The sequence below is a fragment of the Asticcacaulis sp. genome (assembly GCF_051956075.1).
Classification (GTDB): Bacteria; Pseudomonadota; Alphaproteobacteria; order Caulobacterales; family Caulobacteraceae; genus Asticcacaulis.
Map to the genome: position 1 here is coordinate 66,200 of NZ_JBQCGA010000009.1, position 21,676 is coordinate 87,875.

The 21,676-nt window shown below is 63.5% G+C and carries 20 protein-coding genes and 1 tRNA gene; 11 read left to right on the forward strand and 10 right to left on the reverse strand.

The window, feature by feature from the left end:
• Position 1 precedes the first annotated feature (1 nt).
• Positions 2-418, forward strand: coding sequence for a hypothetical protein (locus tag ACTHLA_RS02640; protein ID WP_440185104.1), 417 nt, complete (start codon positions 2-4; stop codon positions 416-418).
• Positions 415-1,575 carry a DUF418 domain-containing protein gene (locus tag ACTHLA_RS02645; protein ID WP_440185107.1) on the forward strand — a complete coding sequence of 387 codons (1,161 nt, stop codon included), beginning with the start codon at positions 415-417 and terminating at the stop codon, positions 1,573-1,575. The genes ACTHLA_RS02640 and ACTHLA_RS02645 overlap by 4 nt, the downstream gene beginning before the upstream one ends.
• On the opposite strand, the gene ACTHLA_RS02650 is transcribed toward ACTHLA_RS02645, so the two are convergent.
• Positions 1,565-2,329, reverse strand: coding sequence for a redoxin domain-containing protein (locus ACTHLA_RS02650; RefSeq protein WP_440185110.1), 765 nt, complete (start codon positions 2,327-2,329; stop codon positions 1,565-1,567). The genes ACTHLA_RS02645 and ACTHLA_RS02650 overlap by 11 nt on opposite strands.
• Here ACTHLA_RS02650 and argH point away from each other — a divergent pair.
• Genes argH through ACTHLA_RS02670 form a run of 4 tightly spaced genes read left to right on the forward strand, consistent with a single transcriptional unit; the run spans position 2,328 to position 5,917 of the window.
• The gene (gene argH, locus ACTHLA_RS02655; protein ID WP_440185112.1) at positions 2,328-3,746 is read left to right on the forward strand and encodes an argininosuccinate lyase; all 1,419 of its coding nucleotides are present in this window, start codon (positions 2,328-2,330) and stop codon (positions 3,744-3,746) included. The genes ACTHLA_RS02650 and argH overlap by 2 nt on opposite strands.
• Positions 3,743-4,066: a hypothetical protein gene (locus ACTHLA_RS02660; RefSeq protein WP_440185115.1), complete on the forward strand. Its 324-nt coding sequence runs from the start codon at positions 3,743-3,745 to the stop codon at positions 4,064-4,066. The genes argH and ACTHLA_RS02660 overlap by 4 nt, the downstream gene beginning before the upstream one ends.
• A gap of 8 nt (positions 4,067-4,074) precedes the next feature.
• Positions 4,075-5,370 (forward strand): diaminopimelate decarboxylase, encoded by a 1,296-nt coding sequence (gene lysA / locus ACTHLA_RS02665; protein ID WP_440185117.1) that lies wholly within the window; start codon positions 4,075-4,077, stop codon positions 5,368-5,370.
• A 22-nt stretch (positions 5,371-5,392) separates the two neighbouring features.
• Positions 5,393-5,917: a DUF4175 family protein gene (locus ACTHLA_RS02670; protein WP_440185120.1), complete on the forward strand. Its 525-nt coding sequence runs from the start codon at positions 5,393-5,395 to the stop codon at positions 5,915-5,917.
• A 108-nt stretch (positions 5,918-6,025) separates the two neighbouring features.
• On the opposite strand, the gene ACTHLA_RS02675 is transcribed toward ACTHLA_RS02670, so the two are convergent.
• The 7 genes from ACTHLA_RS02675 to ACTHLA_RS02705 form a co-directional block, all read right to left on the reverse strand.
• Positions 6,026-6,102 (reverse strand) — tRNA-Met (locus ACTHLA_RS02675).
• Positions 6,103-6,185: 83 nt separating this feature from the next.
• A complete protein-coding gene (gene pseI / locus ACTHLA_RS02680) occupies positions 6,186-7,235 on the reverse strand; it encodes a pseudaminic acid synthase (protein ID WP_440185122.1) in 1,050 nt (349 codons plus the stop codon).
• Positions 7,225-8,400 (reverse strand): UDP-4-amino-4,6-dideoxy-N-acetyl-beta-L-altrosamine transaminase, encoded by a 1,176-nt coding sequence (gene pseC, locus ACTHLA_RS02685; RefSeq protein WP_440185125.1) that lies wholly within the window; start codon positions 8,398-8,400, stop codon positions 7,225-7,227. The genes pseI and pseC overlap by 11 nt, the downstream gene beginning before the upstream one ends.
• Positions 8,397-9,464, reverse strand: coding sequence for a UDP-N-acetylglucosamine 4,6-dehydratase (inverting) (gene pseB, locus ACTHLA_RS02690; RefSeq protein WP_440185128.1), 1,068 nt, complete (start codon positions 9,462-9,464; stop codon positions 8,397-8,399). The genes pseC and pseB overlap by 4 nt, the downstream gene beginning before the upstream one ends.
• Positions 9,465-9,524: 60 nt before the next feature.
• Positions 9,525-10,322: a WecB/TagA/CpsF family glycosyltransferase gene (locus tag ACTHLA_RS02695; RefSeq protein ID WP_440185131.1), complete on the reverse strand. Its 798-nt coding sequence runs from the start codon at positions 10,320-10,322 to the stop codon at positions 9,525-9,527.
• Positions 10,323-10,385: 63 nt separating this feature from the next.
• On the reverse strand, positions 10,386-11,060 hold the full coding sequence (locus tag ACTHLA_RS02700) for an OmpA family protein (RefSeq protein WP_440185134.1): 675 nt from the start codon (positions 11,058-11,060) through the stop codon (positions 10,386-10,388).
• 196 nt (positions 11,061-11,256) lie between these two features.
• Positions 11,257-13,065 carry a S1C family serine protease gene (locus ACTHLA_RS02705; protein ID WP_440185137.1) on the reverse strand — a complete coding sequence of 603 codons (1,809 nt, stop codon included), beginning with the start codon at positions 13,063-13,065 and terminating at the stop codon, positions 11,257-11,259.
• 205 nt (positions 13,066-13,270) lie between these two features.
• Between ACTHLA_RS02705 and ACTHLA_RS02710 the strand changes: the two genes are divergently transcribed.
• Entirely contained in the window at positions 13,271-14,245 is a 975-nt protein-coding gene (locus tag ACTHLA_RS02710; protein ID WP_440185139.1) for an isopenicillin N synthase family dioxygenase, read from the forward strand.
• A gap of 114 nt (positions 14,246-14,359) precedes the next feature.
• Here ACTHLA_RS02710 and ACTHLA_RS02715 read toward each other — a convergent pair whose 3' ends face one another.
• Positions 14,360-14,704 (reverse strand): DUF2794 domain-containing protein, encoded by a 345-nt coding sequence (locus ACTHLA_RS02715; RefSeq protein WP_440185142.1) that lies wholly within the window; start codon positions 14,702-14,704, stop codon positions 14,360-14,362.
• Positions 14,705-15,108: 404 nt separating this feature from the next.
• Entirely contained in the window at positions 15,109-16,161 is a 1,053-nt protein-coding gene (locus ACTHLA_RS02720) for a ribonucleotide-diphosphate reductase subunit beta (protein ID WP_440185145.1), read from the reverse strand.
• A 416-nt stretch (positions 16,162-16,577) separates the two neighbouring features.
• On the opposite strand from ACTHLA_RS02720, the gene rpsT reads away from it, so the two are divergent.
• The 4 genes from rpsT (at position 16,578) to recF (ending at position 21,673) form a co-directional block, all read left to right on the forward strand.
• Positions 16,578-16,847: a 30S ribosomal protein S20 gene (gene rpsT, locus ACTHLA_RS02725; RefSeq protein WP_440185148.1), complete on the forward strand. Its 270-nt coding sequence runs from the start codon at positions 16,578-16,580 to the stop codon at positions 16,845-16,847.
• Positions 16,848-17,724: 877 nt separating this feature from the next.
• A complete protein-coding gene (dnaA, locus tag ACTHLA_RS02730; protein ID WP_440185151.1) occupies positions 17,725-19,119 on the forward strand; it encodes a chromosomal replication initiator protein DnaA in 1,395 nt (464 codons plus the stop codon).
• 191 nt (positions 19,120-19,310) lie between these two features.
• The gene (gene dnaN, locus ACTHLA_RS02735; RefSeq protein ID WP_440185153.1) at positions 19,311-20,432 is read left to right on the forward strand and encodes a DNA polymerase III subunit beta; all 1,122 of its coding nucleotides are present in this window, start codon (positions 19,311-19,313) and stop codon (positions 20,430-20,432) included.
• A gap of 128 nt (positions 20,433-20,560) precedes the next feature.
• The gene (gene recF, locus ACTHLA_RS02740; RefSeq protein ID WP_440185155.1) at positions 20,561-21,673 is read left to right on the forward strand and encodes a DNA replication/repair protein RecF; all 1,113 of its coding nucleotides are present in this window, start codon (positions 20,561-20,563) and stop codon (positions 21,671-21,673) included.
• The last annotated feature ends 3 nt before the right edge of the window (positions 21,674-21,676 follow it).

Genomic DNA, 21,676 nt, shown 5'->3' on the forward strand with positions numbered 1-21,676 from the left:
GTTGCGGCAACCCGACGGTCTGTGGCTGGTCGTCGCAGGCGCCATTGCCCTGTGCGTTCACGGGGCGGTGTGGCTGGCGGCGCGCGTCCTGACCGGTGATGCGGGCGCCGTCGCCGAGGCGCTGCGTCAGATGGCGCTGGCGCTCGGCTGGATGGCGTGCGCGCTGATCCTGTGGAAGATCAGACCGCCAACATCGCGCCTGCACGCGGTCGCCAGCGTCTTCGTCTGCGCGCTGGCCGTGACGGTGCTGGGCTCGCTGGCGGCGCTGGCGCGGTTGGTGGTCATCGACCATTATGCGGCGTCGCAGGAGCTTATATCTTCATTTACGCTTCTGAGTCTGGTGCTGATGATCGGTCATCTGGTTCTGGCCTTGCCCGCCATGCTGGTCATGCAGGCGGCGGCGCTGACGCGGCGATGAGCGCGCCCCGCGTCGCGGCGCTCGATCATCTGCGCGGTCTCAGCATACTCGGCATCCTGCTGGTCAATGCGATCGCCTTCGCCCAGCCGTTCGACGTCTATTCGCTGCCCAACCTGTCGCCACTGAAGTTGACAGCGGCGGACCGGCTGACCTGGTGGATCAGTACGACCTTCTTTGAAAACAAGTTCGTCACCGCCTTTACGCTGTTGTTCGGCGTCAGCATGTTTCTGGTCGGACGCGATGACCGGCCACATCTGCCGCTGTGGGAGCAGCCCCTGTTTCGACGGTTGGCGTGGCTGGCCATATTCGGCCTGCTTCACGGCGCACTGATCTGGCACGGGGACATCCTGCTGGCCTATGCGGTCACCGGCGCCTTCTTCTGGCGCTGGCGCGGGGCAGATGTGAAACTGCTGCTCGGTTTTGGCCTGTTTCTGTTTATCGCAGGCAATCTGGTCGTGGTCTGGCCGATGCTGGCCGCCGCGCCGGTGATCGCCGATCCTGAGCCCGTTCTGGCGACCGTGGCGAAGATGCAGGCGGGGTTTATGTCTTCGCTGGCTGAAAACGTCCGCGTCTGGGCGCAGGGCGAGTGGGGCGAGCTGGTCCAGTTCTTGCCACTCACCCTGGGCCTGATGATGATCGGGTTGGGGTTGTACAAGACCGGCTGGCTGCGCGGCGAAGCGCGCCCGCGCCTCTATATCCTGGCCGTGCTGGCGGCGATTCCGTGTCTGATTCTGTCCGGTGGATCGGCCTTTCTGGCGCAGGCGCAGGGCTTTCCGTTTCCTGAGACCCTCGGCCTCTATGATCTGGCCGGACGGTTCCTGTGCCTGCCCATCACGCTCGGCTATGCGGCGGCTCTGATCCTGCTAGCGCGCGCGTCCTTCGGGGCGTGGCTGTTGCACCCGCTGGCCTGCGCGGGGCGCATGGCGTTCAGTAACTATCTCATGCAGTCGCTGATCATGACCATGATCTTCTACGGAGGGCGCGGTCCCGGTCTTTTCGGAACGATGAATCACGCCGCGCTGCTTCCCATTGTTATCGCGATCTGGGCCGGGCAACTGGTTTTCAGCACGCTCTGGCTGCGCTATTTCCGCTACGGCCCGTTCGAGTGGGGCTGGCGCAGCCTGACCTACAACAAGCGGCTGCCGATTACTCGCTGAGCAGCCTATCGACCAGCGCCTGAACCTCCGGCGTGTCCCACGTCGCCTCACCGTCCAGACGCGCAACCTCGCGGCCCTGTTTGTCGAGGATCAGCGTCACCGGCATGCCGGAAATATTGTACATCTGCGGCGCCTGAAATTCCTGATCGGCATAGACCTCCAGCGGCTGCTGCACGTCGATGAAGGATTTGACGTCGGCGAACTTGTCCTCGGTATCGACGCTGAGTGGCAGCACCTTGAACGCCTTCCCCGCATTATTGGCCTGCAATTTCGCCAGGGTCGGCATCTCGAAACGGCACGGCGCGCACCAGGTCGCCCAGACATTGAGCACCACCACCTTGCCCTTGAAATCGCTCAGGCGCACCGGCTTCTTGTCGCCGTCGATAAAGCCGATATCGCCAATCTTTTGCGGCGTCGCGAAGGTTTGCAGATGCGCGAGAGAGCCCTTTGCGTAGGCCGCCAGCGGCCCGACCGCCTTGCCGGCGCTGGCGCTCGCCACAGTCGAATCCGCTGCGGGCGCCGCATTTTTCGCCAGCATCATCCGCCCGATCCCCGTCGCCAGCGCGCCGAGCAGCACCAGCACGACGGCGCCGACGATCAGCACGGCGGGCAGGGGCGGGCGGCGCCGCTTCGCCGTCTTGACGGAAGGTGAATTTTCCGCCGTTTGCGGGTTGGGTTCCGGCGCGGCCTCGGCTATAGGCTGGTCCGGCTTTCGCTCCGCCTGATTGTCTTCGTTCTTCGCAGGTTCCGTCATGTCCGACTCTTCCGACGCCCAATCCCCCGCTCATGGCGCGGGCCAGAAAATGTGGGGCGGTCGATTCAATGCCCGTCCCGATGAGATCATGCAAGCCATCAATGTCTCCATTGATGTCGATCAGCGCATGTGGCGGCAGGATCTGGCCGGATCGAAGGCCCACGCCGCCATGCTGGCGCAGCAAGCTATCATAACATCCGAGGACGCCCAAACGATCCTTGACGGGCTGGCGACCATTGAAGCCGAGCTGGAGGCCGGAACCTTCCCGTTCCGCGCCGAGTTCGAGGACATTCACATGAATGTCGAGGCGCGCCTGCGCGAACTGGTCGGGCCGGTGTCGGGCCGCCTGCACACGGCGCGTTCGCGCAACGATCAGGTGGCGACCGATTTCCGCCTGTGGGTGCGCGACGCGGTGGACCGCACACTTGCGCAGCTCGACGACCTGCAAGCGGCTCTGGTCGAACGCGCGGAGCAATATGCGGACGCCCTGATGCCGGGCTTCACCCATTTGCAGCCCGCCCAGCCCGTGACTTTCGGCCATCATCTGATGGCCTATGTCGAAATGTTCGGGCGTGACCGTTCGCGCTTTGCCGACGCGCGCGCGCGCATGAACGAGAATCCTTTGGGCTCGGCGGCCCTGGCCGGATCGCCGTTCCCCATCGACCGTTTCGCTACGGCCAAGGCGCTCGGCTTCGACCGACCGATGCACAATTCTCTGGACGGCGTCTCGGCGCGCGATTTCGCGCTGGAATCCTTGAGCGACGCCTCGATCTGCGCGGGTCATCTCAGCCGTCTGGCCGAGGAGATCGTCATCTGGACGACGCCCTATTTCGGTTTTATTCGCCTGTCGGACGCCTTCTCGACCGGCTCGTCCATCATGCCGCAGAAGCGCAATCCCGACGCCGCCGAGCTGGTGCGCGCCAAGACGGGCCGCATCAATGGCGCGCTGATCGCCCTGACCACGGTGATGAAGGGCCTGCCTCTGGCCTATTCCAAGGACATGCAGGAGGACAAGCCGCCGGTGTTCGAAGCCTTCGACGCGCTCGATCTGGCCCTGCGCGCCATGACCGGCATGGTGCGCGATCTGGTCGCCAATACCGAGCGGATGCGCGCGGCGGCAGGTGCGGGTTTCTCGACTGCGACAGACCTGGCCGATTGGCTGGTTCGCACCCTGAACATCCCGTTCCGTGACGCGCACCACATTACCGGCGCCGCCGTCAAGCTGGCTGAGGGCAAGGGTGTGGACCTGGCGCAACTGTCGCTGACCGAGCTGCAAAATCTGGAAGCCAGAATTACGGATGATGTGTATAAGGTTCTGACTCCTGAGGCCTCGGCGGCTTCGCGCCAATCCTATGGCGGCACGGCGCCCGATCAGGTTCGCTTGCAAATCCAGCGCTGGAAGGACCAACGCACATGATGAACCGCAACAAATTGCTGGCCGCCGCCGCCCTGACCGGCGCCCTGATCGCCGCGTCGCTGGCTTTGAGCGCCTGCGGCAAGGTCGGTGATCTGAAGCAGGCGCCGCCGATGTTCAATCACAAGGCGGAGCTGTCCTGGTCGACTTCGCAGAATAGCGACGGCGGCACGACCACCACCACCGACGATTCCCGCTCGGCCGATTCCGAAAAGGCCAAGCCCGACGCCAATGACGTGAACCGGGTGCCCAACCCCTATGTCGGCAACAAGTCCATTTCTGACGCCCCGCTGGAAGGCTTCGGCAACGCCGAACATCATTAAGATAAGCGATGAACCATTTTGACTACCGCGACGGCGAGATGTGCGCCGAAGGCGTTGCCTTGCGCGAACTGGCCGAGAAGGTCGGCACGCCCTTCTACGTCTATTCGTCGGCGACGCTGGAGCGGCACTTCAACGTCTTTTCGCAGGCCGTGTCCGCGCCGCCGGAACTGAAAAGTCCCAAGGGCGAGGCGCCGCTGGTCGCCTTTGCCTGCAAGGCCAATTCCAACATGGCGGTGCTGGCGACATTGGCGCAAGTCGGCGCGGGCGCCGACACCGTGTCTGAAGGCGAAATCCGTAAAGCTCTGGCGGCGGGCGTTCCGGCGTCGAAAATCGTTTTTTCCGGCGTCGGCAAGACCGATGACGAAATGGCGTTCGCGCTCAAGGCGGGCATTTATCAGCTCAATGTCGAATCGCGCCCCGAACTGGAGCGGCTGGCGCGCGTCGCGGCCTCGCTGAACCGGGTCGCGCCGTTCGTGATCCGCATCAATCCCGGCGTCGGCGCGGGCGGGCACGCCAAGATCACCACCGGCGGCGCCAAGGACAAGTTCGGCATTTCGGCTGAGGAGGCGCTGGCCCTCTATGCCGACGCCGCCGCGCATCCCAATCTGGCCCCGGTCGGCCTGGCCTGCCATATCGGCAGCCAGATCACCGATCTGACGCCCATGCAGGCCGCGTTCGCCAAGATGCGCGGCTGGGTCATGGAGCTGCGCGCGCAGGGTCTGTCGGTCGAGCGCGTGGACTTAGGCGGCGGCCTAGGCGTTCCCTATTTCAACCAGCCCGAACCGCCGTCGCCGCAGGACTTCGCCGAAATGGTCGCCCTGACCATGGGCGACCTCAAGGTGCGCTATACGTTCGAGCCGGGACGTCTGATCGCCGCCAATGCGGGCGCGCTGATTTCGCGCGTCATCCATGTGCATGAGCGGCAGGATTCGGGGCAGCAGTTTCTCGTCATCGACGCAGCAATGAACGATCTGATCCGCCCGGCGCTCTATGACGCCTATCACGACATCCGCCCGGTGGCGAAGCCGTCCGGCAATGCGCATGCGACCTATGATGTCGTGGGCCCGATCTGCGAGACCGGCGACACCTTTTCGCGCGGGCGCGACCTGCCGGAGCAGAAGGCGGGCGACCTGATCGCCTTTATGTCGGCGGGCGCCTATGGCGCGGTCATGGGCAGCGAGTACAACAGCCGCCCGCTCGCGCCTGAGGTGTTGGTGCGTGACGCAGACTGGTTTATCGTGCGACCCAGACCCAGCTATGAGGATATGATCGCCCGCGAACCCGTGCCGGGCTGGCTCAAATAGGCTGTGCGAAGGGGGAGATGACATGACGCCGAGCAACCGATCGCCGTTCGCGCCGCTGAACCGTGGCCTTTTTCTTACCCGGCTGGTCATGATCTGGGAGCGTCTGCTGCCCGCCCTGTCGCCCTTTGTCGTGCTGGTTCTGCTCATCTCGGTCGCGGGGCAATGGGGCCTGTTCGAGCGCCTGCCCACGCCGTCCGCCCACGCGGCCGCGCTGATCGTCGGCTTCGTGCTGGCCCTGATCGCCGCCATCCGGGCGCTGCGGCGCTTTCGCATGCCAGGCTTTACCGAGATCAATGCGCGGCTGGCGCTGGATAATGGTCTGAAGCCGGAAAAGCTCCTCGCCATGCGCCATATGAAGGACCAGCCCCGCCTCAAGGTCGGCAAGCCCAAGGCCGGTCTGGCGCAAGGCGATCCGTTCGCCCTGCGCTATATCGCCCTGACGGCGGCGATTTTCGGCTTCGTCCTGCTGGGGCCGGTCCCGCTGTCGAAGATCGAAGCGGCCTTCTGCCCAGCGGCGCACAGCCTGATGTTGGCCAGCCGGAATTAAGGACAGATTTGCGTTTTCTTCCGTGAGCTGCCGCAGGAGCCGCATCTCGGACGGCATCAGGCCGACATACTTTTCCCGGGCAAGTCCAGCACAGCTTCCAAGAAGGACTGGTGGTTGGAGGCGGGATCGAACCGCCGACCTGTGGGTTATGAATCCACCGCTCTAACCATCTGAGCTACCCAACCGAACCAGGGCCTCGACCCGCGCGCGGCGGGGAGGCTGGCCCTATAGCCAATCTGCGGGACGGGTTCAAGCGTCTTTCGCAAATTTAGCCGAACATGTCGTCCTGCAGCGGTTCGCCGCGTTGCAGATCGCGCGTCGCGCTTTTGCCGAGGACGGACCACAGCCGCGCCGGAGGCAAGCCGAGGCCGGGGCGGATCGAGCGGATATTGTCCTTGCTCAGAGGCTCGCCTGCCTTGACGTCCCTGACCACATAGAGCGAACGGCGGAAGGTCTTGGAGCCAGCTTCCGTGCCGAGCGTATCGTAATGGACATGGCCGAGCGCCTTCCAGGCGTCCTTGCAGTCGCGCACCAAAGCCGCAAACTCCTGCGGCTCCAGCGAAAAGGAGGCGTCCGGGCCACCGTCCGCCCGCGCCAGCGTGAAGTGCTTTTCGATCACCGCGCCGCCCAGAGCGATCGCCGCCACCGAGGCCGCGACGCCGTGCGTATGGTCGGATAGGCCGGGCACGCAAGCGTATTTGGCTCCGAGGTCCGGCACGGTGCGCACATGGGCGTCGGTTATGTCCGCCGGATAGTTGGACACGCAATGCAAAAGGATGATCTCGCCGGAGCCGAACTTGCGCGCGGTCTGCACGGCGGCCTCGATCTCGGACGCATTGGCCATGCCGGTGGACATGATCAGCGGCTTGCCCTTGGAGGCGGCGTAGGCGACCAGCGGCAGATCGACCAGCTCGAACGAGGCGATCTTGTAGGCGGGGGCGCCCAGGCTTTCGAGCAGATAGACCGCCGTGTCGTCGAACGGCGAGGAGAATATGGTTACGCCATGCGATTTCGCGCGTTCGAACAGGGCGGCGTGCCAGTCCCACGGCGTATGCGCTTCCTGATAGAGCTTGTGCAGCGAATAGCCGTCCCACGGTCCGCCATGAATGAAGAATTCCGGGCGATCGGACTCCATCGTGATGGTGTCGGCGGTATAGGTTTGCAACTTGATCGCGTCGCAACCGGTTGCGGCGGCGGCGTCGACCAGTTGCAGAGCGCGGTCGAGCGAGCCGTTATGGTTCCCCGACAGTTCGCAGATAATATAGGGTTCGTGGTCGGCGCCGATCTTACGGCCCGCAATGGTGACCTCAAGCGCCATGCAGCACCTCCGTCAGGGCGGCGATGAGGCGCGCCGGGTCTTCGTCGGCCATGTCGGGATAGAGCGGCAGGCTCAGGGTCATATCATAAAAGGCCTGAGCGCCGGGCAGGGGGCGCTGTCCGAGCGCCTGGGTTCGCCAGTAGGGCATGTCAGGGACCGGGATATAATGCACCTGCGTGCCGATCTCGCGCTCACGCAAACCCGCCATGACGCCTTCGCGCGTCAGTCCGAGCGCGGCGAAGTCGATGGCGACGGCGAACAGGTGGAAGACTGGATCGTGATCAGGCGCGGCCCAGCGCACGGGCAGGTTCGCCGCGCCCAACGCCTCGCGATAGGCGCCGATCAGCGCCTTGCGCCTCGCGATGAAGTGCGGCAGCCGCGCAAGTTGCGACAGGCCGAGCGCGCAGTTGAGGTCCGGCAGGCGGTAATTATAACCCAGCTCCTGCATCTCATAGACCCACGGGCCGCGCATCTCGCCGGTAAACTGCGCCGGGTCGCGCTCAATGCCGTGCGAGCGCAGGCGGCGCAGGCGGCGCGCGCGTTCCGGGTCGTTCAGCGTGATCGCCCCGCCCTCGCCCGTGGTCAGGGTCTTGACCGGATGGAAGGAGAAGCAGGCCATGTCGGAGATTTTGCAGGCGCCGACCGGGCCTTGCGCGCCGACGGAGCCGAGCGCGTGGCAGGCGTCTTCGATGACAAAGGCGCCGTGCGTTCCGGCGACCTCAGCGATGTGGGTCAGGTCGATGACGCGCCCGGCGTAATGCACGGGGATCACGCCTGCAAAGCGATGGTCGGGATAGGCGCGAGCAATCAGCTCAAGCGCCTCATTGAAGCTGTCGTCCGTCATCAGGCCGGTGAGCGGATTGACATCGGCGAACAGAACCTGCGCGCCGCAATAGGCGACGCAGTTGGCCGAGGCGGCGAAGGTGACGGCGGGGACGACGACCACATCCTTTGGGCCGAGGTCTTCGCTCAGGACAGCCAGATGCAGGGCCGCCGTGCCGTTGGCGACCACCACCGCTTCCTGCGCGCCAACGGCCTGCGCCAGCTCACGCTCGAAGCGATCGACCAGCGGGCCGGTGGTCAGGAAGTCGGAGGTCAGGGCGGCGGTCACCGCGTCGATATCGCTCTGGTCGATCGACTGGCGGCCATAGGGCAGGAAGGTCATGCCAAATAGGCGTCCATCGCCGCGCGGATGCCGCCGGCGTCGAGCCGTTCGGGATTGTTGTCTGAGGCGTAGGAAAAGCCCTCGGCGACCTTTTGCGCGCCGCGCACCTTATCGAAGCTCTTGCGCTGATATTCGACGAATTCCGGCTCGATGACATAGCGGTCGTCCAGTTCGATGGTCGAGCGCGCATCGTCGGCGGAGATCATCATTTCGTGCAGCTTTTCGCCGGGCCGGATGCCGATCATGCGGTGGCTGGCGTCGGGGGCCATCGCCAGGGCCAGATCGGTGACCAGGGTGGCGGGAATCTTCGGCACGAAGATTTCGCCGCCCTGCATGATCTCAAGGCTGGACAGTACGAAAACGACGCCCTGATCGAGCGAAATCCAGAAGCGCGTCATGCGCGCGTCGGTGATCGGCAGCTCCGTGGCGCCGCCCGCCAGCAGACGTTTGAAATAGGGGACGACCGAGCCGCGCGAGCCGACGACATTGCCGTAGCGCACCGCGCAGAAGCGCGTGCCGATATCGCCCGCCAGATTGTTGGCCGCGACGAAAATCTTGTCCGAGGCTAGTTTGGTGGCGCCATAGAGATTGACCGGCGAACACGCCTTGTCGGTCGAAAGCGCCACCACGCGCTGAACACGATTATGCAGACAAGCCCAGACGACGTTTTCAGCGCCATTGATATTGGTGGCGATACATTCGGATGGATTATATTCGGCGGCGGGCACCTGTTTGAGCGCGGCGGCGTGGATCACAATATCGACGCCGCGAAAGGCCAGTTGCAGGCGTTGCCGGTCGCGCACATCGCCGAGGAAGAAGCGCAGCTTCGCCATCTTGTGCGCGTCGAACCGCTCCTCCAGATCGCAGCGCATCTCATACTGCTTCAGCTCGTCACGCGACAGGATGATGATCTTTTTCGGATCGTGGCGCGTCAGCAGGGTCTGGACCAGACGGCGTCCGAACGAGCCGGTGCCGCCGGTGATCAGCACGACCTTGTTCTGAACGGGGTCGATGCGCGGGGCGAAGTCGCGGAAGGACGCGATGGTGGGCTGGCTGGCGGACATGACGGCGTTTAACTCTGATCCTACTGGCGCCGAGTGTCGGTTGGTGCGCTTAATGCGCCGTTAATGCGCGTCCTGAGCTGGCCCTGAGGCGTGGCGGGGCCGGATCAGATCGCCGAGCGCCTGCGGAATCAGCGCCCACGGCTCGATAAAGTAGCGGCTGAACAGGCGGCGCGGCTCATGCACGAAGCGCACCAGCCATTCCAGCCCGATCCGCCCGCTCCAGCGCGGCGGCGTGTACATCGCGCCCGCCTCGTAATCGAAGGCGGCGCCCACCGGCAGGATGACGCAGGGCGGCAGGCGGTCGAGATTTTGCAGGATCCACAGCTCCTGACGCGGCATGCCCATGCCGACCAACAGCACCTGCGGTCGCAGGGCCTGTAAATCCTTGATCAGCGCGTCATTGTCCGGGCCGTCGATGTCGAAATAGCCGGTGCGGACCTCCAGGCTGACGCCCGGATGGCGGCGCAGGATGGCGGCTTTCGAGGCGGCGTTGTGTTCGCGCGCCCCGCCGATGTGGCAGACGCGCCAGTTCATCGCCTGCGCGCGCGCCCAGAAGTCTTCGCGGTAGTCGAGATAGGTGCAGCGATGCTGACGGCTGAGATCGTAACCAAGCAGCCGCCCCCAGGCGATCATCGGCGTCGAATCAATCTCGATCAGATCGGCGCGTGCATAGAAGTCGCGCATGGCGGCGCTTTTGCGATAGAGATAAAGGCTGTGCAGATTGTGGTTGGCCACGACGCCGCCACGGCCTTGCGCGACGCGCGCGGCGACGAAGTCGAGCATCTGATCCGGGGTGATCGCATCGACCTCGGCGCCCAGAAGGGCATGGCGGCCCATATGGCGGCATGATGTGTCCATGCCGCCATACTAAGTCCGCGAATTTGAGATTCCCTCAAAAGAGAGGGTGAATCGGGCCTTAACCTATTCGACCGGACGCAGGGTGATTTCGACGCGGCGGTTCTGGGCGCGGCCTTCGGGTGTGGCGTTAGTCGCGATCGGATTGGCTTCGCCCATGCCCGCGACATAGATGCGCTCGGCCTTGACCTTCTGGCCGACCAGATAACCGGCCACCGCATTGGCGCGGCGGTTGGACAGGTCGAGATTATAGGCGTCCGAGCCCTGACTGTCGGCATAGCCGACCACGTCGATATAGGTGGAAGGGTACTGGTTCAGAATGGTGGCGACATCGTTCAGCACCGGCATGAAGCCCGCATTGAGATCGGCGCTGCCCGACGAGAAGGTCACGTCGCCCGGCATGTTGAGGACGATATTGTCGCCCTGACGGGTGATATAGACGCCGTGGCCTTCCAGCTTGGCGCGCAAGTCCTTGTTCTGGCGGTCCATATAGGCGCCGACGCCCGCCCCGGCCAGGGCGCCGATGCCGGCGCCAAGCACGGCGTTCTTGCGCGCCTGCTCGCCCTTCTTGTTGCTGAGCGCGCCCGCGGCGGCGCCCGCGACCGCGCCGATCAGGGCGCCAGTCTGGGTGTTGGAGCGGGTCTTCAGCCCGTTCGAGGTGTCGGTGGTTTCGCAACCGGCCAGAACGACTGCAAAGGCCGCCGTGGCCAGCAGGATATGAGCGGATAAGATTTTACGCATATGAGTTCCTCAGATGAAAAGGGTGCGTCCTTTTTAGCCCATCTTGCCGCGTGCGGTATAAGAAGTGCGCCCGAAACGGCGTGACGGGATATCAGAATTCGATAAGCGCGGCCTGTAACCCTAAACCGGATCAGGACGCAAAACCGGTATAGGGTTGTGAAACGGAACGCAGGATGAAAGGCGACTCTACAGGCGGTTAAGGCGTCGCCTTATGACACGACCAGACGGTCTGGCTTTCCGGCGGCACGGTCAGGTAGGACTGCGACAAAAGCCGCACACGCGCCAGATTGTCATTCAGCGCCGCCACCGCGCCCGCATCGTCATGCGCCGAACAGCGCAGCGAACCCAGCGCCGTGCGCTGCGCCAGAAAGGTCTTGTACGACGCCGGATCGAGCCGGTAGTCGTAGCGGCGGAACACCGACCCGTCGGCGGACAGCTCCATGCGCGCGGCCACCGGATCGCTGTCGCCGAGGGTGAAGCGGACCAGGGTTCCGTCCGGCTGGCGCTCATACGGGGTGCGGCCGTTGACGCAGGCGTGTTTGGCGTCGAACTCGAACTCGACCGGCCCCGCGCCCGCCAGCGGATGCGACGAGGCGGCGGCATTGACCTGACAGACCATATGCACGCTGGCGTCCATCGCCACGGGTGTCGGCGCCTTGGGCTGGGTCAGGCGCTTATAGATGTCGCGGTCCTTGATCAGGAACCCGGCGACGGCGACGACGATGATCAGGCCCAGCAGGATCCAGCCCCACGGAATCGGGTGGCGCAGGCGCGGGCGCGGCACGCGCAGCGGCTTTTCGACCTTGAGCTTTTCGGCCTTGACGGGCTTCGCCTTTTCCGGCGGCGTCTCGTCCGAGAAGGCGGTCGGGGCGTCGGGTTCGCGATGTGCGTGCAGCTCGGCGCGGTGGCGCATTTCGCGGCGCACGATCAGCGCGATCAGCACCAGAACCAGCATCGACAGAATGACCATGGCGCCCAGTTGCAGGCGCTCCATGACGGCGCGGTCGGACTCGGCCTTGCGCTGTTCGTCCAGCCGCGCCGCCTGCGCCGAGGCGGCGGCGGTCAGGGCCTTGGTCAGGGCGTCGTCCTTGACGATCTCGTCCTCGGTCTTGGCGTAGCATGGGGTCGAGACAATGCTGGGCTTGATGCCCGCCGAGGCCAGAAAGGTGTTGAGCGCCGAGACGTGGGTGGCGACGAACTGCCCCGCCGCCACATCGAGATCGCCGCCCGCCGAGACGCTGGACGGCGCGGTCCAGGTGTTGACGCCGACGACCTGACCGCATTCGTTAAGCAGAGGGCCACCGGAATTGCCGTGATTGATCGGCGCGGTGTGGAACAGGGTGTCGACGCGCGAGCCGTCCGGGTTGGACGAGGCGAACAGGGCGATCGAACCTTGCGTCACATAGGCGTCGGCGGGCTCCAGCAGCGCCGTGCCGGAGCGATTGAGCAGGTGGTCGGTGACGTCGGGATAGCCCATGGCCACGACGCGCTCATTTTTATAGGGCGTCAGATAGAGCGACAGGGGGTCGATCTTGAGATTCGGCGCGGCCAGCAGGGCTAGGTCGCCCTCGACCCACGGCTTGACCAGCTTGACCTGCTGATAAGCGGCGCCAGTGTCCTTGTGCGGTACAATATAGATATCGACCGACGAGGCTTCGGGCGGGGCCTCGACGACGTGATAATTGGTGACGATATAGCCGGGCGCGACCACGAAGCCCGACCCCATGCCAACCGTGTCGAGCGGCTGGCCGCCGAAGCCGCGATAGACGACGAGGACGCGCACCACCGACTGCTCGGCGGTTTTCAGCGCCTTGGTCGAATTGACCGGTTGCAGCCCGGCGTCAACCATATCGGTCAGGGAGCCGCTCGACGAATCGGCGCCGCCGTCCTGCGCGTGGGCGCAAACGCCCGCCAGCAGAAGAGTCAGGCAGGCCAGAGCGACGACCGCGACAAGACGCCACGACCGCTGTAAAGGTTGCGATATTGCCGCCCCAGCTCGATGCACGATATTCCGTTCCGCGCCGGTCCATCCGGCGTTTTGCGTTTCATAGCGGAGATCGTTACAAAAATCATCCCCTGCGCTGAAATTGCGCGAGGTTTAAAAAGGCCTGTGATATTTTGGCGCGGCGCGTTAAGCGCCCTTGTTCGCCGCCCCGTGACGCCGTACTCTTTACATCCGTAACCTTTTGACCGCCCGCAAAGACCCCGACATGCCTGATTCTGCTCACAAAGCCTCCGCCATCACGCCCGTTCCCCTGTCCTTGTACAATCAGGACCGTGCGGCCTTTGCGCAGGCCCTGGGCGCCTCGTTCGAGCGTTACGGTTTTGCGGTGCTGAGCGGCCTGTTCGATCCCGACGGCGCGGGTCTGGATGAGGCTCTGGTGGCGCGCGCCTATGCCGACGCCAAGGCGTTCTTCGCCCTACCGACCGACATCAAGATGCAGTACCGCCCGGAAAACAGCCGCGGCCAACGCGGCTATACGCCGTTCGGCGTCGAGACCGCCAAGGGCCACACTGCCTCCGACCTCAAGGAATTCTGGCATGTCGGGCGCGACCTGCCCGCCGGCCATCCCTATCGCGACCATATGGCCGACAATGTCTGGCCGAGCGAGGTTGCCGATTTCAAGCCGATCGTCTCGGCCCTCTATGCCGGGCTCGACGCGCTGGGCAAAAAGGTGCTGGAGGGCATCGCCCTCTATCTGAAGCTCGACCCGCACTATTTCGACGAAAAGGTGAAGGACGGCAATTCGATCCTGCGCCTGCTGCACTATCCGCCGGTCGATAATCCTGGCGAGAGCGTGCGCGCCGGAGCGCATGGCGACATCAACGCGATCACGCTTTTAATGGGCGCCGAGGAGCCGGGCCTGCAACTGCTCGACCGCGACGGGACATGGCTGCCGATCACTCCGCCGGAGGGCTGCATCGTGATCAATATTGGCGATATGCTGTCGCGCCTGACCAACCACGTCCTGCCCTCGACACAGCACCGCGTCATCAATCCCGCCGAGGCGCGCAAGGGCTTTTCGCGTTATTCGATGCCGTTCTTCCTGCATTTCGAATCGCCCTTCCTGATCGAGACCCTGCCCGGCTGCGTGTCCGAGGACCATCCCGATCAGTATGCGGGTCAGCCGATCACCGCGCACGACTTCCTGCAACAGCGCCTGCGTGAGATCAAGCTGGCGTAAGGCTTAGAGCGCTTTTCGATCTGATTCCATCAGATCGAAAAGCGCTCTAAGTTTTTGCTTTGTCGCTCTTCCTTATCCAAAAAGTGGAACCACTTTTTGGGGAAACGCTCTAGGTCACAGCACGTCGAAACGGCGCTTATCCAGCACGTTCAGCACCGGCCCCAGTTCGCGCCCGCGTTTCAGGATCATGCCGGACTGGTTGAACACCGCAAAGGCGCCCTGTTTGCGCGCCAGGGCCGGGCGCTTTTCGATGCGATAGATCGGCGCCTCAGAGGTCCGGCGATAGATGTTGAAGCTGACCGCGTCGGGGAACTGGTCGATGGCGTAATCGCGCCTTTCGCCGGCGCCGACCTGCTGGCCGTATAGTCGGAGGATCAGGTTCAACTCCTTGCGGTCGAAAAACACCGGCCCGCGCGCAGGCTGAGACCCGGCATTTTCGCTGACATCCTGGATCGCCATGGCTGACGCGACTCCTCTGACACGCCTGTGATTAAGCCAATGATTAGGCCTGAGACGTCCGCTTCGCGCAAGATCCTGACGCCGCGTTTATGACAGGGGCGCCACGGTTTATCTCCGGTTCAGCTTTCCGCCGCGATAAGACCTTATTTCCGCCCTTCGCCCGCCGCGTTGCGCCGCCAATATCTCAATGTCAGCCAAGGCGGTCGGCTCGGGTTCCTCCCTGAACAGCCCCCCAGCCCCCCTGGAATTCAAGCGGATCCCTTGGTTGACAGAATTTCCTCCCTGAGAGTCATGTCTGACGCCGCTACGTTGTCCCCTCCCGTAGCGGCGTCTTTTTTTGTGCGCCTGCGCAGCAAAAAGCCGCCCCGGTCGGAGCGGCTTTTGCGTCTTCCGGTGGAGGGTGTTTACACCCCCGCCTTCATGCCTTCGGCGCGCTTTTTCATCAACTGGTCGAAAGCGCCCCAGACGCCCGCGTCGCCGGTCCACTGGCCCTTGGTCGCGGCCTTGGAATATTCGGTGGCGCGCGCCTCGAAGAAGTTGGCGTGCTCGACGCCCGATAGCAGCACCTGCAGCCAGGGCAGCGGATTTTCCTTCGGCGCGTCGAAGACCTGCGGCAGCTCAAGCTGCTTTAAGCGCCAGTCGGCGATGTAGCGGATATAGGATTTGATGTCTTCGGGGGTCATGCCCTGCACCGGCCCCATTTCGAAGGCCAGGTCGATGAACTTGTCCTCCATGCCCACCACGGTCTTGCAGCAGTCGATAATGTCGTCCGCCACCGCCTTGGTCACGGCGCCGGTTTCGCGATTGAAGGCGTGGTACAGCTTGATAATGCCTTCGCAGTGCAAGGATTCGTCGCGCACCGACCACGACACGATCTGGCCCATGCCCTTCATCTTGTTGAAGCGCGGGAAGTTCATTAGCATGGCGAAGGAGGCGAACAGTTGCAGCCCTTCGGTGAAGCCGCCGAACATGGCCAGGGTGCGGCAGACATCCGCCTCGGTGTCCATGCCGAAGGTCTGCATATAGTCGTGCTTGTCGCGCATGGCCTGGTAGTCCATGAAGGCGCCGAACTCCGATTCCGGCATGCCGATGGTTTCCAGCAGCAGCGCATAGGCCGCGATATGGATCGTCTCCATATTGGTGAAGGCCGACAGCATCATCTTCACCTCGGTGGGGCGGAAGACGTGGCTGTAGCGTTCGAGATAATTGTCCTGCACCTCGATGTCGGACTGGGTGAAGAAGCGGAAGATCTGCGTCAGCAGGTTGCGTTCGCCGTCATTGAGTTTGGCCGCCCAGTCCTTGCAGTCCTCGCCCAGCGGCACCTCTTCGGGAATCCAGTGGACCTGTTGCTGCTTGCGCCAGAATTCGAACGCCCACGGATAGCGGAAGGGCTTATAGGCGTGCGACGCCTTCAGCAAACCGGCCTGAGAATCGGCAAGGAGGATGGAGCTGCTCATGGTGAATCCCGAATCGAACTGAACGCGAAAGCCTGACCGGCATTTCACCACTTATTGTGGTTAAGGCCAGCTTAATAACAAGATGTGGTAGATGGTTTTTGGGGATAATTCCATCCCGCGCAGGCTGCGACGTATCGACGCCGTTAACCCTGAGCCAGCTATAGCACCGCAAGCGCGAGTCGCGGAGTCGAAATACGGGATGGCGAAAAATGTGACGCCGCCATTACTATGGGCGTATGAAAGCCGCCATTGTCCCGCCATGTGCATAAAATTCGCGCAACGTGTTCAGATTCAGGGGCGCGGCGCATTGACCGGGCGGGGATCATCGGTTATAGCCCGCCCTCTTGAAAATTCACGTCTCCGCGCCGTGTCCGGCGTGGCGGCTTTCTTTTTACACTCGTCAGTTTAGGTGATGAATGGCCAATAATCCCGGCGCCCGTAAAGCGATCCGCAAGATCGCCCGCCGCACCGAAGTCAATACGTCGCGCCGCTCGCGCGTGCGTACCTTCGTGCGTAAATTCGAAGAAGCGATCACGAGCGGCGACGCCGCCGTCGCCAAGGCGGCGTTTGTTGAGGCGCAGTCCGAACTGATGCGCGCGGTCTCCAAGGGCGTGGTCCACAAGAATACCGGCGCGCGCAAGGTGTCGCGTCTGGCGGCTCGCCTGAAGAAGCTGAGCCTGGCCTAAGCCGCCCTAGCCGCACGATCGCCTGGCGGCGCGCGGTATAATTTCGTCGACGAAAAGATAAAGCCCACGCACGCAGTTTGCGGGCGAGGGCTTTCTGTTGCCTGCGAGTCGCTTCGGCGGCGCGCGGGCGGCGCGACAAAATGACTTCCTTAAAATAGCCTTAATTTCTCTTTGCGGGCGAACGGCTTATCGGAGTCAACAGAAATATCCGACCATGGGGATAATTTCCCGCATTGACCGGCGCGAGCAGCGCGCTAATTTGTCTTTCTCCCCGCCCAACTCATCCCGGAACGGACGATTTGGGCGGCGTTCGGAACCGAACCGCAACCTGCGGCTCAAGGCCTTGAAACCTTGGCGCTATCTTGTGGATCGGCGTTCGGAAGGCCGGTAAATTACTGGTTTTGCGGCTCCTGTACAGGGCGCTGCGCTTCGAACGGCGTCGACGCGATGGAAGCTTCCGTCGCCGGTGACGATCCGAACGCGAGAGTTCAGCTTTATGCAACGGGTGACGGAACCTGACTTTCGTCTGTCCGGCGGGCTTGCGTCCGCAGGCCGGGGCCTTTTTGTCTCGATTTTCGGGATGAAAAGCCGAGGCTTGCATGGCGACGCCGAAGCGGAGTTTTCGCGTCAGACGCGAATTCGACGACGTAGAGCTTGACTCTTGGTGAGGCGTCGCCGCCGTCCGGTCGCGCGACAGAAACGACGCAACGGCGCCTGACCCCTTAAATCCTGAGGGACGGGCGCAAGGGGTGGGTCCAGCCGCAGGCGGGACCATAATGAGCAGCGGTTCGCGGCGGTGGTCGCGAGGGCGGATCAGTGGAGTGGCGTAATGAGTGGGTTAAGGGCACAAGATCGGGGCGAAACAATAATGCCAGGCATGACAAGCTGGTCGCCGATCCTACCTGAAACGGTATGGACCAAGGTGGCGTCGATACTACGCAGGGAATTGGGCGAAGGGCCGTACAATTCTTATGTGGCGCCGTCGAGCGTCAAACCGGGGCCTTATGGCGATCCCGTGCTGGTGACGCCGACCGTTTACGCCCGTGACTGGATTGCGCGCAACGCGCTGCGCCGCGCTCAGGAATTGTGGAATGAGCATGACGGCGAGGCGCGCGTGCTGGACGTCAAGGCGCGTATCGAGTTCGATGACGCCGCCGTCGCGGCGCAGCAGCCTGCGAAGGAGCCTGCGCCCGTCATAGCCGTCGCCGCGCCGCAGGGCCGGGTCACCGGCCTGCAGGAGCGCCTGACCTTCGACAGCTTCGTCGCCGGCCGCGGCAATGAGTTCGCCTATTCGATGTCGCGTCAGGTGGCGAGCTGGGCTGACGGGCATTTCAACCCGGTCTTCCTGCATGGCCCCTATGGCTACGGCAAGACCCACCTTCTCAACGCCATCGGCTGGGAGGCGCAGGCGCGTCGCCCGGAGGCGAAAATCGTCTATCTGACGGCGGAAAAGTTCACCTCGACCTTTGTCAAGGCGATCATGGACCGCTCGACCGCCGCCTTCAAGGACGAGGTGCGCGGCGCCGATCTCCTGCTGGTCGATGACGTGCATTTTATCGGCGGCAAGACCTCCTCGCAGGAGGAGCTGTTTCACACCCTGACGACGCTGATCGAGAACAATCACCGCGTCGTCTTCACCGCCGACCGTCCGCCATCGCAACTGACCGAGATCGAGGCGCGCCTGCGTTCGCACCTGTCGTCGGGTCTGGTGTGCGCGCTGGATGTGGCGGATCAAAATCTTCGTATGGGCATTGTCGAACGCAAGCTGGACCAGCTTCAGCAGCGTCTTGGCGCGTCCGGTCTGGCGCATCCGCGCGCCGATGTTTTACATTTTCTGGCCGAGCGTGTGCCGGGGTCGATCCGTGAGCTTGAGGGCGCGGTGAACACCCTGGTGGCGTCCGCTGGGCCGCGTCTTGGGAGTTTGACTTTGGAAGAAGCTATGGCCTTGCTGCAACCGAACCTGAAGGTCGCCGTCGAGCGTCGCGTGACGGTGGACGAAATTCAGAAGCTGACGGCGGACCATTTCGGTTTGAAACAGGCCGATCTTCTGTCGGAGCGCCGCACGCGCTCGGTGGCGCGTCCGCGTCAGGTGGCGATGTGGCTGTGCAAGCAGCATACGACGCGCTCCTATCCCGATATCGGACGCCGGTTCGGCGGCCGCGACCACACGACCGTGCTGCACGCGGTCAAGAAGATCGAGGAACTGCTGACCAGCGACGACCAGATTGCGCGCGACGTCGAGGCGCTCACCCGGAAACTCAGGAATGCGTAAGGGGCGTGGGGGCGATTGCCCCCACATCTTCTTTCCTTCCCGCATCCCGCCTGAAGGCGGGTGCGAGAAGGAAAAGGAAGACTTGGGGCCAACTGGCCCCAAACCCCGTACGTATTCTTGATCTTTCCGCTTGATCGTCTAATGTCCGCCTCCCGGCTGTCGCCGATCCTTTTCCGACTCAGGACTGCAAGATGCAATTCACCATTGAACGCGGCGCTCTGTTGAAGGCCCTGGGCCATGTGCAGAATGTGGTCGAACGCCGCAACACCATCCCCATCCTGTCCAACGTCCTATTGTCCGCCGAAGGCCACACGGTCTCCTTCTCGGCCACCGATCTCGACATGGAGATCGTCGATACCGCCGAAGCCATCGTCAATGCGCCGGGCCAGATCACCGCGCCCGCCCATACGCTGTATGAAATCGTGCGCAAGCTGCCCGAAGGCGCCGATGTCGAGCTGAAATTCTCCGCCGGTGACGATCCGCGCCTGGCCGTCTCAGCGGGCCGCTCGCGCTTCGCCCTGCCGGTGCTGCCCGCCGGCGATTTTCCGATCATGTCGAACGAGAATGACGGCGTCACCTTCGCCATACTGCGCGACGACCTGAAACGCCTGATTGACAAGACGCGCTTCGCCGTCTCGACCGAGGAAACGCGCTACTATCTCAACGGCATGTTCCTGCACACGCTGAGCGAGGACGGCTCCAACTACTTACGCGCCGTCGCCACCGACGGTCACCGCCTGGCCCTGGCCGAAATGCCCGCGCCCGACGGTGCGATCGGTGGTCCCGGCGTCATCATACCGCGCAAGACCATCGACCAGGCGCGCCGCCTGCTCGATGACGGCACCGGCTATGTCGACCTGACCATCAGCCCGGCCAAGATCCGCTTCCAGTTCGGTGACGCCTCGCTGACCTCGAAAATCATCGACGGCTCCTTCCCCGACTATGGCCGGGTGATCCCGAAGAATAACGACAAGACGATGATGATCGACACCGGGGTGCTGGCCAAGGCCGTGGACCGCGTCTCGACCATCTCGGCGGAAAAGTCGCGCTCGGTGAAGATGGCGATTGAGCCGGGCCGCCTGACCCTGTCGGTGCGCAATATCGAAGCCGGTCAGGCCGTTGAAGAGGCCGAAATCGACTATGACAACGAAGCCCTCGATATCGGCTTCAACGCCCGCTATATCCTGGACGTCATGGGCCAGATCGGCGGCGATACGGTCGAACTGCGCTTCTCCGACGCCTCCTCGCCGACCCTGGTGCTCGACCCGGTCGATAATGGCGTCCAGTATGTGCTGATGCCTTTACGCGTGTAAGAAGTCCCTCGGCTTCGCCTCAGTGTACTTTTCACACGGGTCAATAGAGACGGAGAAAAATTCCCTTGGGGCGGCCCAACGGGAATTTTTCGCTTTTTAGCGGCAGGTTAATCTATAGATCGAGACACATGACCGCGCCCGCCAACCATGCCCTGCAAAATCTGTCCCTGACCGAGTTCCGTTCCTATGAACGGCTCGACTTCGACGTGGCCGGGCGCAGCGTCTATCTCTACGGCCCCAATGGCGCGGGCAAGACCAATCTTCTCGAAGCCCTCAGCGTCCTCAATCCCGGCAAGGGACTGCGCGGGGCGGCCTTCGCCGATCTGGGCCGCCGCCTGCCCGATGAGGCGCGCGGGCGGGCCTGGGGCGTGGCGGCGCGCTTCTATCAGGGTGAGGACGAGACGCGCCTTGCCACCGGCTCCGATCCGCGCGACCTGAATAAGCGCGCCGTGCGCATCGACGGCGAGACGGTCCCCGCCGCACGGCTTCTGGAGCATGTGCGGCTGATCTGGCTGACCCCGGCGCAGGACCGCCTGTTCATCGAGGCGCGCGCCGAGCGGCTGCGCTTCTTCGATCGGCTGGTTTACGCCGCGCAACCGTCGCACGCCGCCACGGTCAGCGCCTATGAAAAGGCTTTGCGCGAACGGCTGCGGCTGCTGACCGAAGGACCGCTGGACGAGGCGTGGCTGAACGTTCTCGAACAGCGCCTTGGCGAACACGGCGCGCGCATGATCGCGGGCCGGCGCGACGCCATGACGGTCCTTCAGGCCGAGATCGAGACGCACCATTCCGCCTTCCCGAAAGCCGATCTGGCCCTGACGGGCGCGCCGGATGAAGCCGCCCTCATCGACGGGTTTCGCCGCGCACGCGACAGGGACACGGCCGCCGGGCGCTCCCTGTTCGGGCCGCATCGCACCGATCTCGCCGTCACGCATCGCGAGAAAAACCGCCCCGCCGCCGACTGTTCGACCGGCGAGCAGAAGGCGCTTTTGCTCAACATCGTGCTTGCGCAGGGGGCCAGGTTGGCCGCCTTGCCGAACCTGGCGAATCCCATTCTTCTCCTCGATGAAGTGGCGGCCCATCTCGACCCCTTGCGACGGCAGGCATTGTTTGACGAGACCCATGCTTTGGGCCTACAAACCTTCTTTACAGGCACGGATTTGAGCCTGTTCGACGGCCTTTCGGGCCGCGCGCTCGGTGCGCGAATAGAAGCCGGGCAAATGATTGATTTTATTGAGTGAATG